This is a genomic window from Thermosynechococcus sp. (assembly GCF_046299635.1).
GTDB lineage: Bacteria > Cyanobacteriota > Cyanobacteriia > Thermosynechococcales > Thermosynechococcaceae > Thermosynechococcus.
Genome location: NZ_JBKBHV010000002.1, coordinates 77,126 through 91,936, shown reverse-complemented (window position 1 = coordinate 91,936; position 14,811 = coordinate 77,126). Strand labels below are relative to the sequence as shown.

At 54.4% G+C, this 14,811-nt stretch carries 15 protein-coding genes; 10 read left to right on the top strand and 5 right to left on the bottom strand.

The window, feature by feature from the left end; translation table 11 throughout:
• The first annotated feature begins 49 nt into the window (after positions 1-49).
• On the top strand, positions 50-943 hold the full coding sequence (rfbD, locus tag ACK4IR_RS01430) for a dTDP-4-dehydrorhamnose reductase (protein WP_409871604.1): 894 nt from the start codon (positions 50-52) through the stop codon (positions 941-943).
• Here rfbD and mfd read toward each other — a convergent pair.
• Entirely contained in the window at positions 940-4,371 is a 3,432-nt protein-coding gene (mfd, locus tag ACK4IR_RS01425) for a transcription-repair coupling factor (protein ID WP_409871601.1), read from the bottom strand. The two genes, rfbD and mfd, sit on opposite strands and share 4 nt — an antisense overlap.
• 186 nt (positions 4,372-4,557) lie before the next feature.
• Between mfd and tatC the strand changes: the two genes are divergently transcribed.
• Complete coding sequence (gene tatC / locus ACK4IR_RS01420; protein ID WP_409871598.1) at positions 4,558-5,370, top strand: twin-arginine translocase subunit TatC; 813 nt, start codon at positions 4,558-4,560, stop codon at positions 5,368-5,370.
• A gap of 189 nt (positions 5,371-5,559) precedes the next feature.
• The gene (locus tag ACK4IR_RS01415; RefSeq protein WP_409871596.1) at positions 5,560-5,895 is read left to right on the top strand and encodes a carbon dioxide-concentrating mechanism protein CcmK; all 336 of its coding nucleotides are present in this window, start codon (positions 5,560-5,562) and stop codon (positions 5,893-5,895) included.
• Between the two features lie 138 nt (positions 5,896-6,033).
• Here ACK4IR_RS01415 and ACK4IR_RS01410 read toward each other — a convergent pair whose 3' ends face one another.
• The 4 genes from ACK4IR_RS01410 to ACK4IR_RS01395 form a co-directional block, all read right to left on the bottom strand.
• Positions 6,034-6,237, bottom strand: coding sequence for a phycobilisome linker polypeptide (locus ACK4IR_RS01410; RefSeq protein WP_409871593.1), 204 nt, complete (start codon positions 6,235-6,237; stop codon positions 6,034-6,036).
• A 142-nt stretch (positions 6,238-6,379) separates the two neighbouring features.
• Positions 6,380-6,865, bottom strand: a complete 486-nt coding sequence (gene apcB / locus ACK4IR_RS01405) for an allophycocyanin subunit beta (RefSeq protein ID WP_149817471.1) — start codon at positions 6,863-6,865, stop codon at positions 6,380-6,382.
• A gap of 59 nt (positions 6,866-6,924) precedes the next feature.
• Positions 6,925-7,410, bottom strand: coding sequence for an allophycocyanin subunit alpha (gene apcA, locus ACK4IR_RS01400; protein WP_149817474.1), 486 nt, complete (start codon positions 7,408-7,410; stop codon positions 6,925-6,927).
• A gap of 227 nt (positions 7,411-7,637) precedes the next feature.
• Positions 7,638-7,958, bottom strand: a complete 321-nt coding sequence (locus ACK4IR_RS01395) for a DUF3067 family protein (protein ID WP_409871590.1) — start codon at positions 7,956-7,958, stop codon at positions 7,638-7,640.
• Positions 7,959-8,072: 114 nt separating this feature from the next.
• On the opposite strand from ACK4IR_RS01395, the gene petC reads away from it, so the two are divergent.
• From petC to ACK4IR_RS01360, 7 genes are all read left to right on the top strand, one after another.
• Positions 8,073-8,615, top strand: coding sequence for a cytochrome b6-f complex iron-sulfur subunit (gene petC, locus ACK4IR_RS01390; RefSeq protein ID WP_409871587.1), 543 nt, complete (start codon positions 8,073-8,075; stop codon positions 8,613-8,615).
• 17 nt (positions 8,616-8,632) lie between these two features.
• The gene (gene petA, locus ACK4IR_RS01385; protein ID WP_409871584.1) at positions 8,633-9,568 is read left to right on the top strand and encodes a cytochrome f; all 936 of its coding nucleotides are present in this window, start codon (positions 8,633-8,635) and stop codon (positions 9,566-9,568) included.
• A 22-nt stretch (positions 9,569-9,590) separates the two neighbouring features.
• The gene (gene mnmE, locus ACK4IR_RS01380) at positions 9,591-11,000 is read left to right on the top strand and encodes a tRNA uridine-5-carboxymethylaminomethyl(34) synthesis GTPase MnmE (RefSeq protein WP_409871582.1); all 1,410 of its coding nucleotides are present in this window, start codon (positions 9,591-9,593) and stop codon (positions 10,998-11,000) included.
• Between the two features lie 3 nt (positions 11,001-11,003).
• Positions 11,004-12,740 (top strand): ABC transporter ATP-binding protein, encoded by a 1,737-nt coding sequence (locus ACK4IR_RS01375; RefSeq protein ID WP_409871580.1) that lies wholly within the window; start codon positions 11,004-11,006, stop codon positions 12,738-12,740.
• Between the two features lie 134 nt (positions 12,741-12,874).
• Positions 12,875-13,606: a triose-phosphate isomerase gene (gene tpiA, locus ACK4IR_RS01370; RefSeq protein WP_409871578.1), complete on the top strand. Its 732-nt coding sequence runs from the start codon at positions 12,875-12,877 to the stop codon at positions 13,604-13,606.
• Positions 13,607-13,890: 284 nt separating this feature from the next.
• Positions 13,891-14,487, top strand: coding sequence for a tetratricopeptide repeat protein (locus ACK4IR_RS01365; RefSeq protein ID WP_409871575.1), 597 nt, complete (start codon positions 13,891-13,893; stop codon positions 14,485-14,487).
• 69 nt (positions 14,488-14,556) lie between these two features.
• Entirely contained in the window at positions 14,557-14,811 is a 255-nt protein-coding gene (locus tag ACK4IR_RS01360; RefSeq protein WP_181496414.1) for a hypothetical protein, read from the top strand.

Here is a 14,811-nt window from a genome sequence, read left to right as displayed (position 1 = left end):
AACTCTTAAAGTATTTTAACAATCAGTTCATCATCAAGGAGGGCGGAAAATGCGGCTACTCATTTTGGGGGCAACAGGGCAGGTGGGCTGGCAATTGGTGCAGCAAGCCCCCCCCGGCGTTGAAGTGATTCCCGTGGCGCGCCAGGGCACGGCCGTAACGCTGGACTTGGCAGATTTAGAGGCCATTCCCCGTTTGCTGGAAACCCTTCGCCCCGATGTGGTGATCAATGCAGCGGCCTATACGGCGGTGGATCAGGCAGAGCAGGAACCGGAACAGGCGCAGCGGATCAACGGCACGGCTGTGGGTCGTTTGGCGGCCACGATGGCGGCGTTGGGGGGGCTGTTGATTCACTACTCCACCGATTATGTATTTGACGGTCAGCAATCCCTGCCCTACCGCGAAACCGATGCCCCTGCCCCCCTTAATGCCTATGGCTACAGCAAGTGGCTGGGAGAGCAGGCGATCGCCCGCCATCACCCCGCCCACCTGATCTTGCGCACCAGTTGGGTCTATGACCTGCGGGGCAAGAACTTTCTGCGCACCATGGTTCGCCTTGCCCAAACCCGTCCTGTGGTGCGGGTGGTTGCCGATCAAATCGGTACGCCCACGGCGGCGCCCTTCCTGGCCCAAGTCACCTACCAATTGCTTGAACGCTGGCAGGCAGATCCCTCCCTCGGCGGCCTCTATCACCTGACACCGCGCGGCAGCACCAGTTGGTATGGCTTTGCCGCCAAAATTTTTGAACACCTGCGGGCTAAAGGCTATGAGACGGCTCCCTTGGAGGCGATTCCCAGCAGCGAGTATCCCACCCCGGCCAAGCGCCCTGCCTTCTCTGTGCTCAATTGTGAGAAGTTAGAGGCAGTGTTGGGTACCCCCCTCCCCCCTTGGGAAGCCGTCCTTGAACCTCTTTTAGACCAATTGGATCCCCAATCTGTTCTTTAGGGGGCAGCCGCAACCGTTGTTTTCATTTGGCCGAACCACTCAATGAGCTGCTCCAGTTGCTTTTCCACTGGCTGTAGCCCCAACCCCCGCACGGTGATCTTGCCCTGATGATAGACAAACCGACTGTGGAGATGGGAGGGCAGTTGCTCTAGGAGCCGTTTCCAAGCCGGTTCGGCCATGGGGGTTTCCAGGATCACGTGCTGCTTGCCTTCGGGGCGAATGCGGCTAATGCCACACCGGCGTGCCAGTTGCTTGAGTTCGACCACCCGCAGCAGCTGCTGAACCGATTTCGGCAATGCCCCATAGCGATCGCTCCACTCTGCTGCCAATTGCATCAGGTCTTCCTTGGTGGTGGCAGCGGACACGGCACGGTAGGCGGCCATCTTTTGCGCCAGATCGGGCATATAGTCGGCGGGAATAAAGGCGGTGACATTGAGATCCACCTGGGTATCGTCCACGGCGGGAATCTCTTGGCCGCGGATCTCGGCGATCGCCTCCTCTAGCAGTTCCACATAGAGATCAAAGCCGACACTGTCCAGTTGACCGTGCTGCTCTGCGCCTAGAAGATTGCCCACACCGCGGATCTCCATATCGCGCAGAGCCAGTTGATAGCCCGATCCCAGTTGGGTAAACTCCTGAATTGCCCGCAGCCGTTGACGGGCGGCATCGCTGAGCACCTCTTGCCGCGGGTAAAATAACCACGCATGGGCTTGAACGCCGGCGCGGCCTACCCGTCCCCGCAGTTGATAAAGCTGTGCCAAGCCAAACCGCTGCGCATCCTCCACCAAAATCGTGTTGACCCGCGGAATATCCAAGCCGGACTCAATGATGGTCGTACACACAAGAATATCCGCCTCGCCGTTGCTAAAGCCCAGCATCGTGGCTTCCAGTTCCCCTTCCGCCATCTGGCCGTGGGCGATGAGAAGACGGGCACTAGGCACCATCTCTTGCAGCTTTGCTGCCACCTCCTCAATGCCCTCGACGCGGGGAACAACATAGAAGACTTGACCCCCCCGATCCAATTCTTGACGAATCGCACTGCGCACCGTTTCTGGGTCATAGGGCGCAAGGTGGGTTTGAATCGGGCGCCGCGAGGGGGGCGGGGTCGTAATGAGACTCATTTCCCGAATGCCGGACAAAGCCATATAAAGGGTGCGCGGAATGGGGGTCGCACTCAGGGTCAAAACATCTACTTGGGTTTTCAGGGCTTTGATTTTCTCCTTTTGGTTGACCCCAAAGCGTTGCTCCTCATCCACCACCAGTAGCCCGAGATCCCGAAATTGAATGGCCTTGCTCAGAAGTTGATGCGTCCCCACCACCACATCAATTTCGCCAGTTTTGAGTTTTTGCAGGAGATTCTGGCGCTCCCGCTCACTGCGAAAGCGATTGAGGAGACCCACTTGAATCGGATAGGGGGCAAAGCGCTCCTTGAGGGTGTGGTAATGCTGCTGGGTTAGAATCGTGGTGGGGGCGAGAACTGCCACCTGTTTCCCCGCCATCACGGCCTTGAAAATGGCGCGAATGGCCACTTCGGTTTTACCAAAGCCCACATCACCGCAGACCAGCCGATCCATGGGGCGATCGCTCTCCATATCGGCCTTGACCTCTTGGATGGCCTTGAGTTGATCCGGGGTTGGTTGATAGGGAAACGAGTCCTCCATCTCCTGCTGCCACGGTGTATCCGGGGGGAAGGCAAAACCCTGTTGTTGGGCGCGTTGGGCATAGAGGTGCAGCAGATCCACCGCCACTTTCTTAATGGCTTTGCGCACCCGTGCTTTGGTGCGTTCCCAAATATTGCCCGTTAACTTATTGAGTTGGGGGACGCCATCGCTTTGTTTGCGGTAGCGGGAGAGACTATTCAGTTGATCGGCGGCAACGCGGAGAATACCATCAGCATACTGAAGGGCGAGATACTCACGGGTTTCATTGTTAATTGTCAGCGTTTCAAGGCGCAGGAACTGGCCAATCCCGTGTTGGCGATGGACGACGTAGTCCCCCGGCTGGAGCTTATTGAGATCCACCTGTTTGGCGGCAGCACGGCGGCGTTTGCGCACATAGCCAAGGTTGACCAGGTTGTGCTGGCCAAAGAACTCGCGATCGCTCACCAAGACCGTGCGGAACGTGGGCAAAATAAAGCCACTGATTTCCGCTAAACCACCGGCCTTGAGGGCAATGGGAACTCGCTGCTGTTGCAGCTTATCAATGGTCGGAAAGTCCTTGGGATTGGGGACAAACTGGGCGGGGCAATCGTGCTCCTGCAACAGCGCCACAGAGCGACTCGGCTGCGCCGAGACCAACCACACCGTGTAGCCCTTGTCCTGTTCCTCCCGTAGCGTTGCCGCCAAGCGACCAAATTGGTGGGGAATGGCCGGAACCGGCCGGGCTGACAAATTGAGACCTAGCCCCTCACTGGCCAGTTCATAGAGGTGGAGGCGTTGGAACCGCTCGAGGGCTTGGACACTGGCCGACCAGGGACGATGGATAGGGGGCGGTGGGGGGTCTAACGTTTGCCAGTAGGCGTGGCTGTGTTCATACCAGCGATCGCCATGGGCAGCACAGAGGGGCGGCTCATCCACCGCAATTAGGGTTTGGGGAGACAAATAGTCCAACAGCGAAGCCGGCTGCGGAAAAGCGACCCCAAGATAGCGCCGCAGTCCCTCCTGATCTTCCGGAATGAGATGGGCGTGATCCGCTGCCTTCAGCCCTTGGGCAATCAGGGGAGTAAAACTAATGGGCGTGAGGGTCACCTGCTCTAAGGCATCAAGGCGATCGCCCTCGGCGTGGAGGGAGCGTTGACTGGCCGGATCAAACTCGCGAATGGACTCAATTTCATCGCCAAACCACTGCAAGCGCACCGGTAGCTCCGCCGCGACGGGGAAAATATCCACAATGTCGCCGCGCCGACTCCACTGACCCTCCGTTTCCACCAAGGAAACCCGCTCATAGCCCAGAGCGGCCAAGGCGGTGGCCACCTCCTCTAGGGAGTGCTCTTGACCCACCTGTAACGTCAGGCAGGCGGCATAGAACTGTTGGGGTGGCGGCAAATGGGGTTGCAGCGCCCGCTCTGTGGTGACAACGGCAATCTTGGAACGATGGGCACACTCCACCAACACTTGCAGTTGACCCCAGACCATCTCCGCTTCCAAGTCAAAGGGGTCATAGGGCGAGGCCTCGGAGGTCGGGTAAAAAAGAACGGTATCCCAGCCCATGAGTTCCAATTGAGCCGCCCAGCGTCCCCCCTCCTCAAGGGTAGAGGCAATCACACACAGCGATTGCTGACTCTGCTGCGCCAACGTGGTGGCCACCAAGCCCTTGACGAGACGGGGCATGCCTGTGAGAACCAGTTCCCGTTGCTGTTGTAATTTGCTGAGCAGTTCCGCCGTCAGCGGCAGCTTACCCCAACTGCGGGGAATTGCCATTAAGGACATAGACAGTGTCGGCGCAGGTTACCAAGATTTAGGAATTGAATCACCACCCCTTGCGGCAGCGCTAAGGCATGACCATTCTTGCGCTCCAGCCCTTCTCTAAAATAGGCGATTCCCCAAAGGGATGCAATCTGGGGACTTTGGTCATAATAGTCATAATAGTTGAAGATTTAAAATTGCCGACATTGAATGACGCGATCGCCCGATATTGATAGTCCCCCTCCAGAATCCTCAGCTATCGTTGACACTCCCTTTGAGGCCAGTGACCCGATTGACCCTGAGGATGAACTGCCCAATGAAGTGGAAATGTCCCTCTGGGATCACCTTGAGGAGTTACGGCAGCGGCTCTTTGTTATCCTCGGCACTACTGCTGTCACCATTGTTCTCTGCTTTAGCCAAGTCCGCTGGATTATTCAATTCCTTGAAAAACCCGCTCAAGGAGCCAAGTTTCTGCAACTGAGTCCAGGCGAGTACTTTTTTGTCTCCTGTAAGGCAGCAGCCTACAGTGGCATCCTCCTAGCGACGCCGATGATTCTTTACCAAGCCATCCGTTTTATCCTGCCCGGCTTGACACGGCGTGAGCAACGGTTATTAGCACCGGTTGTTTTTGGCTCGTCAGTTCTCTTTATTGCGGGGTTGGCCTTTGCCTATACCCTCTTGGCTCCCGCAGCCCTTGGCTTTTTCATTAACTATGGGGCAGATGTGGTTGAGCAATTATGGTCGATCGATCGCTATGTGGACTTTATTTTGCTGTTGCTCCTCGCTACTGGCCTTGCCTTTCAGGTCCCCATTCTCCAGTTGGTGCTCATTGCTCTAGGGATTGTCTCCATTCCACAAATGCTCAGCCAATGGCGCTACGTGGTGATTATTGCCGTGGCCGTGGCAGCTGTCTTGACCCCCTCCATTGATCCAATTACGCAGGGACTATTAGCGGGTGCTCTGCTTGCCCTGTATTTTACGGGGATTGGCTTAGCAAAACTGATGGGGGTGGGGCGTTCTTAAAATACCCTCAAAAAAGACTCAATCAGAAAAGATGATTTTGGCGATAAAAATCAATTATAGCGATCGCCCTTTGAACTTATCAAGGCTATCAATAGAAGTGATATGCTAATGTTGCCAAATCGGTGCGTCCTCTAGCGATCGCAAAGATAGTATTATTTTAACAATTTTTTGTGTTTAGGAGCGGTCTTCATGCCCATTGCCCTTGGGATGGTAGAAGTACTGGGTCATCCCCCTGCCTTAGCGGTTGCCGATGTGATGGTGAAAGCAGCGCGTGTTACCCTTGTGGGCTATGAAGTGGTCAGTGGTGCTCGCCTGACAATTATTGTCCGCGGCGACGTTTCTGAAGTGCAAATTGCGGTTGCAGCTGGTGTTGAAGCCGCCAAGAAAATCCCGGCTCAGAGTCCCAAAGAAAAAACGCTCTATCTGTCGTCAACGGTGATCCCGCGCCCCCACGAGAATCTAGAGGCCATTTTCCCCAAAATGCGGTTCCAATATGGCGATGGCTGGGAGCGTTTTCTGGTTTAGGCGCCTTTTTGAAAAATGTCTTCCTAAGAAGCAAAGCTCCACCGCTCAGATAATTGTCTCAGAAGGAAGGAACCTGCCAAGTCAACTATCTCAACAGTGAAGCCTCAAAATCGCTAGGAAACAGTTTTAGAGAGGCACCTAGGCTAGACCGGTATTGATTCCCGGTTTACCTGTAAAGAGTTCCACTTTGACAATCTTGCCACCCATTTTTTGGATGCGTTGTTGCTCGCGGAACCAGTTTTCGTAGGGCACTAGTTTTGTGAAATAGGTGTTTTGCAGTTCGCGCTGAGTGCGAATACGGGTTTGACTCGGCACACAGGCGGTAATTTTGAACATGCGCATGGGATGGGACTCCAAATCTGTGTGGGGTGATTGCACGTCTGGGAGCTAAAGGCCAGACTCAGACTGTTTAAGCACGATTGCCATGACAGGCTGACACTCTAACCCCTAACTCCCAGACAGATGGGCGAATGGAGAGCTGTACTTAGCTTAAGCCAGAGCAGATGTAGTCAAAGTAGATGCCCATTTCTTTGCCGGCATCGGCACCCACCAAGCTAGCAGTGACTTCTTTCATCGCTTGGATCGCTTGCACAGTAGCGGCGATGGGCACACCCAAGGAGTTGTAGGTTTCTTTCAACCCATTGAGCACCCGCTCATCAAGGATGGAAGGATCTCCGGCCAACATCGCATAGGTGGCATAGCGCAGGTAGTAGTCGAGGTCGCGGATACAGGCCGCATAGCGACGGGTGGTGTACATGTTGCCACCGGGACGGGTGATGTCAGAGTACAGCAGAGACTTGGCCACTGCTTCTTTGACGATATTGGCGGCATTGGCGCTGATCACGGTCGCAGCACGCACCCGCAGTTCGCCAGTTGCGAAGTAAGCTTTCAGCTTCTCCATGGCGGCGGTATCGAGGTATTTGCCTTGCACGTCAGAGGCATTGATGACAGCGGTAATCGCGTCTTGCATAGTTCTTTTTCCTCAAAAACTGATTTGGATGATGAATCAATGAAGGATACTGAGGCGACCTACTGCATGGCGCCAATTACGAAATCAAAGTAAGAACCAGCTTCAGCGGCATCTTCAGCAGACAGCAGCGAGGAAGCAACGTTCTTCATAGCGCGGATCCCTTCGGCCACGGCAGGAATGGGGGTACCGAGGGAGTTGTACATTTCCCGCACACCCACCAAGCCGATTTCTTCGATGGGGGTGACATCACCTGCAACAATACCGTAGGTCACAAGCCGCAGGTAGTAGTCGAGGTCGCGCAGGCAGGTAGCGGTCATTTCTTCACCGTAGGCATTGCCACCGGGGGAGACCACATCAGGCCGTTTTTGGAAGAGTTGATCGCCCGCTTGCTTGACAATCCGCTCGCGGTTTTCAGTCAGGGTTTGGGCAATGCGCAGACGGCGTTCACCGGTGCTGACAAAGCTTTTAATGCGATCCAGTTCACCGGGGCTGAGGTAACGGGCCTCGGCATCTGCATTCACGATCGATTTCGTGACGACGCTCATTGAGTTCCTCCAAAGTGGGAATTATAAAACAAGGGTCTTGATAATGTGGCATCTGCCATTAGAATGTTACGACTCACCGACCTTCTGAAGGGGAGATAGGTACGGCGATCGCCCCACGGGGCTGACGTAACCTTCCGCAAACATTCTCAGGCATCGGGGGGACATCTCCCACATCATCGCAATCCTTTTTAACATTCTTAACATTTTTTCAGAAATCTGCTAAGGCGCTATTCGAGCCATTCGATAATGCGCGTCCCCAGATCAAGGGGGATATTCACGGCCTTGCCAAGGCGGGGTTTCTCACGGGTGGTCTCAATAAAGGCGCAGACTTGCCGAGCACAGCCCCAGTCGTTCAGATGTTGGGCGATCGCCCTTAGGTGGGCGGCATAGTCTTCGGGCGTATCAGGATAGGAGGCCTGCTCGAGGTAGCGCCACATCACCTGCAAAAAGAGGCGATCGCCCACGCGGCGAAACTGAAGGTCAAAGGAGCGCCCCCACTTGCGCAGGAGCAAGGCATGGAGTTCATCACCGGTGAGGGGCGTCAGCATTGGCAAGAATTTCAGCCCGTGCGGTCGGGACGGCTCGGACAGTGTGATAATAGTTAACAAACGTAATTATTTTACGGCTGTTCGTTTCGATTCCTTCGTAAATAAGCGTAAACCATGGCTCAAGTTTCTGGAATGTCTGATGTGCCCGATATGGGGCGGCGACAGTTTATGAATCTGCTGACGTTTGGTACCATCACGGGTACAGCGTTGGGCGCTCTTTACCCTGTCGTCAAGTATTTCATTCCGCCCTCCAGTGGCGGTACAGGTGGTGGCGTGGTTGCCAAGGATGCGTTGGGCAACGATATTAAAGTTTCTGAGTACCTGACGAAGCACCTGCCGGGCGATCGCTCCCTTGCCCAAGGGATTAAAGGGGATCCCACCTACGTGATTGTTACTGAGGATCACCAAATTGCCAACTACGGCTTGAATGCTGTCTGCACTCACCTTGGCTGCGTAGTGCCTTGGAATGTTAGTGAAAACAAGTTCATTTGCCCCTGCCACGGCTCTCAATACGACAGCACGGGTAAAGTGGTACGTGGCCCTGCTCCCCTCTCCTTGGCACTGGTGAATGCCACGGTTACCGAAGATGACAAACTGGTGTTTACCCCTTGGACGGAAACTGATTTCCGCACAGGCAAAGAACCTTGGTGGACGTAAAAAATTTAGGGAGTGGTATGAAACGCTTTTTCAAATCTTTAACGCTGGCGATCGCCCTCGCCGCCAGTGTATTGTTATGGGCACCGCAGGCACAGGCCTACCCCTTCTATGCCCAGCAGGGCTATGACAGCCCCCGTGAGGCGACAGGGCGAATTGTGTGTGCCAACTGTCACCTTGCCGCCAAACCCATCCAAGTGGAGGTGCCCCAAGCGGTAACCCCCGATTCGGTCTTTGAAGCGGTGGTGAAAATTCCCTACGACACCAGTGTGCAACAGGTGCTGGGGGATGGCTCCAAAGGCGGCCTGAATGTGGGAGCGGTTCTCATGCTGCCCGAGGGCTTCAAAATTGCCCCTCCCGATCGCATTCCTGAGGAATTGCAAACCAAAACCAGCGGTATTTACTACCAACCCTACAGTGAGGACAAGCAAAACATCATTCTGGTGGGTCCCCTACCGGGTGAGCAATATCAGGAAATTGTTTTCCCTGTCCTCGCACCGAATCCGGCTACAGATAAATCCATCCACTTCGGTAAGTATTCCGTCCATGCCGGAGGCAACCGGGGGCGCGGCCAAGTTTATCCCAACGGTGAAAAGAGTAACAACAACGTCTTTACCGCACCCATTGCGGGCACAATTACCAATATTACCACCAACCCCGATGGCAGTACGGCGGTGGTGATCACCCCTGAAAGCGGCGAAGCCGTCACAGAAACCATTCCTGCCGGTCCTGACCTCATTGTCAAGGAAGGTCAAACGGTTGCTGCGGGCGAAGCCCTCACCAACAATCCCAATGTGGGCGGTTTTGGGCAAAAGGATACAGAAATTGTCCTTCAAGATCCCAACCGCATTAAGTGGCTGTTGGTGTTCTTTGCTGCCATTACTCTCTCGCAGATTTTGCTTGTGCTGAAGAAGAAACAAGTGGAGAAAGTGCAAGCCGCTGAGATGAGTCTCTAAAGGAGCTGTATCAACTAGGGTAGTGCAATACCTCCATGACACGATTGCGGCGATCGCCACGGCTATTGTGCCCCAACAGGGGAGTATCGGCATTGTCCGCCTCTCCGGAGCCAAGGCTCTCGCGATCGCCCGCTCTTTGTTTGAAGCTCCTGGCAAGCAGCCTTGGGAGTCCCATCGCATTCTCTACGGCTACGTGCGCGACCCCCAGACTGACGAGCGGGTAGATGAAGCCCTTTTGCTCTTGATGCTGGCTCCCCGCTCCTATACCCGCGAAGATGTGGTGGAGTTCCATTGCCATGGTGGTCTAATACCCGTCCAGCGGGTGCTACAACTTTGTGTTGCCGCCGGGGCACGTTTAGCAGAGCCGGGGGAGTTTACCCTGCGCGCCTTTCTCAACGGTCGGCTTGATCTTACCCAAGCTGAGAGTGTGGCTGAGTTGGTGGCTGCCCAATCCACAACGGCGGCTCAAGTCGCCTTGGCCGGTCTGACGGGCAAACTAAGCCGACCCCTCAGGCAAATTCGGCAAACCTGTTTATCCCTTTTGGCGGAAATCGAAGCGCGGCTTGATTTTACCGACGAGCTGCCCCCTTTGGATCCCGCCGCCATAGCAGCCCAAATTCGTCAGCTGCAAGATCAAGTAGAAGATTTTTTGGCAACGGCAGAACGGGGAGCGCTAATCCGCACCGGCCTAAAAGTGGCAATCGTGGGTCGCCCCAATGTCGGCAAGTCGAGTTTGCTCAATGCCTGGAGCCGGAGCGATCGCGCCATTGTCACGGATTTACCCGGCACCACCCGCGATATTGTGGAATCCCAACTAGTCGTCGGGGGCATTCCGATCCAAGTCCTCGATACCGCCGGCATTCGTGAAACTGATGATCTGGTGGAACGCATGGGAGTGGAGCGATCGCGCCAAGCCGCAGCCGAGGCGGATCTCATTCTTTTCGTTCTCGATGCCAGCCAAGGGTGGACCGCCGCCGACCAAGAAATTTACGACCAACTGGCTTTGCCCCAGCGGCGGCAACAGGCACCTCAGTCCGTCCTTGTCGTCTTGAATAAAGCCGATCTTCTCAGCGAAACCGTAGATGTCCGAGATATTTTATTGCCCATTGCCCCCATTCCTACGGTGCTGCTCTCTGCCCTCAGCCAAAGGGGAATTGAGCATCTGGAGGAGGCCATTCTCGACCTTGTTCAAGACCAAGGGGTTAGTGCCGCTAACCGAGACTTTGCCATCAACCAACGCCAAGCAGCACTCTTGGAGCAGGTTCACCAATCTCTGAATCATGTGCTGGCGGCCATTGATGCCCAACTGCCCCTTGATTTTTGGACGATCGATCTTCATGCCGCTGCCCGTGCTCTTGGTACCCTAACCGGCGAAGAGGTCACTGAATCCGTACTAGAACAAATCTTTAGCCGTTTTTGCATTGGAAAATAGCCCATGCTTTGGAATACCAGCTACCGGCCGTTATTTGCTTATATCCTTCCCTATCGGCGACGGTTACTGGTTGCTTTTTTGTGTACCCTCGGCTACGTCTCGACCATGCCGGCGATCGCCTACCTAATTGGCCAAGCGGCAAAACTCATTGGGGCAGGGGATTTGATAGGTCTAATTCAATGGTGTGCAGCGTCCTCGCTGCTGTTTGTCGGTCGCAGTTTTTGCCAGTTTGGCCAAGATGTCCTGATGTCGGATATTTCCCTACGGATTGTCTATGACATTCGAGTGCGGCTTTACCGTCATCTGCATCGTTTGGGGGTGGACTATTTTGAAAAAGCAGCGACGGGCGATCTCACCTACCGCCTCACCGAGGATGTAGATCGCATTGGTGTCATGGTCAACAATAGTTTTCATCGCCTAATCCCCTCAACTTTAACAACAGTTGCTGTCATTGGTTATATGTTCTACCTCAACTGGCAACTGACATTGGGGACGATGATCATTGCGCCGCTGATGACGTTTCTCATCGCTTGGTTTGGCAATCGTTTGTTGCGACAGTCGCGGCTGAGTCAAGCTCGCATTGCCGATTTGGCCTCCCACCTCACGGAAATTTTTTCGGGGATTCGCCTGATTAAGGCGTTTGCGGCTGAGGACTATGCCGTAGCGCAGTTTGAACAGCAGGCCGATGTTAACCGCCGTGCTCGCTACCGTGCAGAGCGTATTAAGTCAATGCAATACCCTGTGGTGGGGTTTCTTGAAGCCCTCAGCATTATGCTGCTGTTTATCTTGGGGGCGTGGCAAATCAATGCCGGTCATCTCACGGGATCGCAGTTCCTCAGCTTTGTTGCGGCAGTGGCGCTACTAATGGAACCCATTAATATGATTTCCGCTGATTACAACGAACTCAAAATGGCACAGGCCTCGGTGGAGCGTAGCTTTGGCCTGTTGGCGCTTGAACCCACAATCAAGGAAATCAGCCATGCGCAGCCCTTACCCCCCATTTCTGGGAAAGTGCAATACCTAGATGTGTGCTTTGGCTACGATCCAGAGCGTCCGGTGCTCAATGACTTTAATCTCTTGGCGGAGCCGGGGGAAGTCATTGCCCTTGTGGGTCATTCAGGGGCGGGTAAATCAACCATTGTTAACCTGTTGCCCCGTTTTTATGATCCCCAAGCGGGGAAAGTCTTGATTGATGGCATTGATATTAAAACCGTCACCCTTAAAAGCCTGCGGCGGCAAATTGGCATTGTTCCTCAGGAAACCATTCTCTTTTCGGGCACCATTGCCCAAAATATTGCTTTTGGTTACTCTGAACCCGATTGGGAGCGCCTGATTGAGGCAGCCAAAATTGCCAATGCCCATGATTTTATTACTCAATTTCCCGAGGGCTATCAGACATGGGTGGGGGAAAGGGGAATCAATCTTTCCGGAGGGCAACGGCAACGGCTGGCAATCGCCCGCGCAGTTTATGCCGATCCGCGTATTTTAATTTTGGATGAAGCCACCTCCGCTTTGGACTCGGAATCGGAAGCCTTAGTGCAAAGTGCTCTGGAGAAGGCAATGAAAGGGCGCACGGTCTTTATCATTGCCCACCGTTTGGCCACCGTTCGTCGCGCCGATCGCATTCTTGTCGTAGAGCAGGGGCAGGTCATTGAAAGTGGCACCCATGAAGAACTCCTTGCCCACTCTGCCCGCTATGCCCAGTTCTACACCCAACAGTATTTCCAAAATCCAACCTGAGTCCTCACCTCCCAACTCGCCCTCCTCGGAACCGTCGCGGAAGGGGTTGAGCTTTGGCCATCCTTTTCAATGAGAGGGGCAGCCCGTATGGTAGGCTTAATTAGGCTAAGTTTCGCAGAGGAAAGTCAGGACGAGTGCGCCCAAAAGTTCTTGCTGGCAACTGGAAAATGCACAAAACCCAACAGGAGGCGGTGGCCTTCCTCCAAGAGTTCTTAGGGAAGTTGGTGGACACCCCCGGCGATCGCGAGGTGGTGCTCTGCGTTCCCTACACCTGTTTAAGTGTATTGTCCAAGAGTCTGCACGGAACGCGGGTGAAACTGGGTGCCCAAAATGTCCATTGGGCAGATCAAGGGGCGTTTACGGGAGAGATTTCGCCACCGATGCTCGTGGAGTTGGGCGTGCGCTATGTGATTATCGGCCACAGTGAGCGGCGGCAGTATTTTGGGGAAACCGATGCCACGGTTAACCAACGGCTCAAAGCTGCCCAAAGCCACGGCCTGACACCGATTCTCTGTGTGGGTGAAACCAAAGCCCAACGGGATGCTGGCGAAACAGAAAACCACATCTTTCAGCAGTTGGCACTGGACTTGGTGGAGGTGGATCAGGGCAATTTGGTGATTGCCTACGAACCCATTTGGGCGATCGGCACTGGCGATACCTGTGAAGAAACGGAAGCCAACCGTGTCATCGGTCTGATTCGCAGTAAGTTGCAAAATCCCGATGTCCCGATTCAGTACGGTGGCTCGGTCAATGCCACCAACATTGATGCGATCATGGCACAGCCGGAAATTGATGGGGTGCTGGTGGGTGGCGCTAGTTTGCAGCCGGAAAGTTTCGGTCGGATTGTCAATTACAAGCGCCTTTGAATATCACACCCAGTTTCGGTCAGTGCCCTAGATCACACCTGATCCAAGAGATAGCGCACTGCCCTCTCCGCAGAAAAACCTAAAGATATCAATATACAGCCCTTTTCCCAAGGATAGAGTGCGCTTAAAACGCTTAAAACCACTACAGAGCGGAATGCTGTGTGGGCACCTAAGAAAAGGGTCTTGTCCGGCGATTTATTACAAGTGTTATCGTTTGCTGTGTGATTTCTTCATTTTCTTTTAGGATCGAAGTAAGGCTAAGTGATGCCGCAAGGAGGCCGACGATGCGCCAACAACTCTTCAGTGCTTTGACAGTTTTAGCTGCTTTTGTTGGTCTCGGCAGTGCTGCTGTGGCACAGCCCATGGCGATCGCCACCCTAACACCCCCTGAACTTCAGGAACTGCAACGCCTTGTGCCCCGCAGTGCCGAGGACTATTACAACCTAGGGTTAATGCACCAAGGTAATGGTGATCTAGCTGCCGCCATTGAGGCCTTTGGCCAAGCGATCAGACTTAACCCCAGTGCTGACTACTACTTTGCTCGCGGCCTAGCCTACTATGACCAAGGGGATCTACAGCGGGCGATCGCGGACTTTACCACTGCCCTCAGCGAAGATCCACAGTTTATTGCGGCCTACTACAACCGAGGAATGGCCTATCTTGCCCTCCGAAACTACCCGGCGGCAATTGCCGACTTTGATGCTGCCCTAGCGCGGGATCCCCAATTTGTTGCTGCCTACTACAGTCGGGGCATGGCCTACTTTGATAGTGGCAATGTGGAATTGGCGCAAGAGGACTACGCGCGTGCCCGTGCTCTCAACCCAACGATGACAGCTCAGTACTACGATCGCGCTCCCCGTCCTTTGACAGGCGGTCCCTAGTGCCTGAAGCCACCGATTACGGCGATAATAGGGGGATAATGTGCATGATAAGGATGAGCGATCGCGCCTATGCCGAGAACCCCTTCTGAATTTGCGGTTCATTTATTTCTGGATGGCGGTCACCGTGAGGAGGTGCGCTTCCCCACCATTCAAGACTTCCAGAAGTGGTACAGCAACGAGTTAGCGGCCAAAGCAGATTCTAACGACTTTATTTCCGTTCCCATTAAAAATATTCAAGGGGAATACATGGTGGTGCGTCCCTCGAAGGTGTTTGCCATTCGGGTGGAACCCGTGTTTGCCTCCAGTGTGGATCGGTTTGCCTAA

What these genes read in the sequence shown, in the direction of transcription:
- rfbD (WP_409871604.1), top strand. Translation starts at nt 50, where the DNA reads ATGCGGCTACTCATTTTGGGGGCAACAGGGCAGGTGGGCTGGCAATTG.
- ACK4IR_RS01365 (WP_409871575.1), top strand. Translation starts at nt 13,891, where the DNA reads ATGCGCCAACAACTCTTCAGTGCTTTGACAGTTTTAGCTGCTTTTGTT.
- petC (WP_409871587.1), top strand. Translation starts at nt 8,073, where the DNA reads ATGGCTCAAGTTTCTGGAATGTCTGATGTGCCCGATATGGGGCGGCGA.
- tatC (WP_409871598.1), top strand. Translation starts at nt 4,558, where the DNA reads ATGACGCGATCGCCCGATATTGATAGTCCCCCTCCAGAATCCTCAGCT.
- ACK4IR_RS01375 (WP_409871580.1), top strand. Translation starts at nt 11,004, where the DNA reads ATGCTTTGGAATACCAGCTACCGGCCGTTATTTGCTTATATCCTTCCC.
- ACK4IR_RS01415 (WP_409871596.1), top strand. Translation starts at nt 5,560, where the DNA reads ATGCCCATTGCCCTTGGGATGGTAGAAGTACTGGGTCATCCCCCTGCC.
- apcB (WP_149817471.1), bottom strand. Translation starts at nt 6,865, where the DNA reads ATGCAAGACGCGATTACCGCTGTCATCAATGCCTCTGACGTGCAAGGC.
- mfd (WP_409871601.1), bottom strand. Translation starts at nt 4,371, where the DNA reads ATGTCCTTAATGGCAATTCCCCGCAGTTGGGGTAAGCTGCCGCTGACG.
- ACK4IR_RS01395 (WP_409871590.1), bottom strand. Translation starts at nt 7,958, where the DNA reads ATGCTGACGCCCCTCACCGGTGATGAACTCCATGCCTTGCTCCTGCGC.
- apcA (WP_149817474.1), bottom strand. Translation starts at nt 7,410, where the DNA reads ATGAGCGTCGTCACGAAATCGATCGTGAATGCAGATGCCGAGGCCCGT.
- ACK4IR_RS01360 (WP_181496414.1), top strand. Translation starts at nt 14,557, where the DNA reads ATGCCGAGAACCCCTTCTGAATTTGCGGTTCATTTATTTCTGGATGGC.
- petA (WP_409871584.1), top strand. Translation starts at nt 8,633, where the DNA reads ATGAAACGCTTTTTCAAATCTTTAACGCTGGCGATCGCCCTCGCCGCC.
- ACK4IR_RS01410 (WP_409871593.1), bottom strand. Translation starts at nt 6,237, where the DNA reads ATGCGCATGTTCAAAATTACCGCCTGTGTGCCGAGTCAAACCCGTATT.